Source organism: Candidatus Erwinia dacicola (genome assembly GCF_001756855.1).
GTDB lineage: Bacteria > Pseudomonadota > Gammaproteobacteria > Enterobacterales > Enterobacteriaceae > Erwinia > Erwinia dacicola.
In genome coordinates this window covers 1-1,578 of record NZ_MAYS01000080.1, presented here as the reverse complement: position 1 = coordinate 1,578, position 1,578 = coordinate 1, and the positions used below count along the sequence as shown (strand labels likewise).

Genomic DNA, 1,578 nt, shown 5'->3' with positions numbered 1-1,578 from the left:
TTTTGGTGGCGTGAACGCCCGCCTGTAGCCGCGAAAATTGTTTGATACTGATTTGAAGGGTTTTTGATTCAAAGTGATACCCCTTCGGCGTATATCAAATACCTTCCAAACTAGCGCAATTTTCAACCGATAAAACCATCCCTATCCTTCCATACTTCTTTCCACTGGACTGTCCGATCCCGCAGAGTTAGTGTGCGTCGCACTACAGGCCTGTAGGTTTCTTAGTCGCTTAGAAGGAATTGACCATGAACTTTTATCAGATTCGCCAGATCATGACTGACGATGCGTATGACGTTATCTCAGCTTTCGGTCAGACGGCCTCACTGACCTTACAGGCTATCACCTGCATGACTGGACAACGGGAACACGCCACCCGCTTCATACTTGAGCAAAGGGCGGTATTTGATGTGGCCGTCGAAAATAACGGCCAGTGGTGCCTTTCAGAAGGGTTTAAAGCCTCGATGCATCAACTTCAGGCCTGAAGTTGCATATCACCAGCTCAGACGCCTTATGCCCATTATTACCGCCTACTGAGTATGTTGTATTAACCGGGTAATGCTACCAACTTACTGATTTAGTGTATGATGGTGCTTCTGAGGTGCTCCAGTGGCATTGGCCTTATCCCGTCAATCTGCCATAATCTGCGCCCTTAATCTAGCCGCCAGTCGAGATGTGAATGCAGTACCCGATAAATGAAATGTTCCAGACGTTGCAGGGCGAAGGTGTTTACACCGGTGTGCCAGCAATTTTTATCCGCCTGCAGGGATGCCCGGTGGGCTGCAGCTGGTGTGATACCAAACACACCTGGGATAAGCTGACCGATCGGGAAACCTCGCTGGGGGAGATTCTGCTGAAAACCGTAAAAACCGATGCTTGGGGCGCGGCCGATGCGGCGGCCCTGCTTGGGGTGATCCGTCAGCACGGTTGGACGGCTAAGCATGTCGTGATTACTGGCGGCGAGCCCTGTATTCACGATCTGACGCCGCTGACCGTAGCATTGCAGGATGACGGCTTTAGCTGCCAGATTGAAACCAGTGGCACTCACGAGGTGCTCTGTACCCCGGAAACTTGGGTTACGGTCTCGCCGAAGGTGAATATGTGCGGCGGTTACGATGTGCTGAACCAGGCTTTAATCCTCGCCGACGAGGTGAAGCATCCGGTGGCTCGCCAGCGTGATGTTGATGCGTTAGACGATTTGCTGGCTACACTCAGCGATGAAAAAACGCGGATTATCGTGCTGCAGCCGATCAGCCAGAAAGACGATGCGACCAAGTTGTGCATCGAAACCTGCATTGCGCGCAACTGGCGCCTGTCGATGCAGGCCCACAAGTATCTGAATATTGCCTGATTAAACTCTCCGCGAATTCAGATAATAAGTGCAACGCTCGGTCATGTAGATGGAGGGACGGTTAGCTACCGATAAGCTATCCTGCTCTTCCGACTAAAGATGAGCGAGTAACTATGAAATATCAGCAGTTAACCGAAGGATTACGATACCAGATAGCTCTGTTGTGTGAAGACAAAGTTAGTCAGGCCGAGATTGGTCGCCGGTTAGGCGTCTGTAAGTCAACAGTCTCG

Annotated in this window: 3 protein-coding genes; all 3 read left to right on the top strand. The window is 51.1% G+C overall.

The annotated features are described in order from the left end of the window. Window positions 1-245: 245 nt before the first annotated feature. Window positions 246-482, top strand: a complete 237-nt coding sequence (locus BBW68_RS02235; RefSeq protein ID WP_070133827.1) for a hypothetical protein — start codon at window positions 246-248, stop codon at window positions 480-482. A 194-nt stretch (window positions 483-676) separates the two neighbouring features. Then, window positions 677-1,348 (top strand): 7-carboxy-7-deazaguanine synthase QueE, encoded by a 672-nt coding sequence (queE, locus tag BBW68_RS02230; RefSeq protein WP_070133826.1) that lies wholly within the window; start codon window positions 677-679, stop codon window positions 1,346-1,348. Window positions 1,349-1,461: 113 nt separating this feature from the next. After that, window positions 1,462-1,578 (top strand): helix-turn-helix domain-containing protein (locus tag BBW68_RS15475; RefSeq protein ID WP_148127504.1); only part of this gene is annotated, 117 nt, incomplete at its 3' end.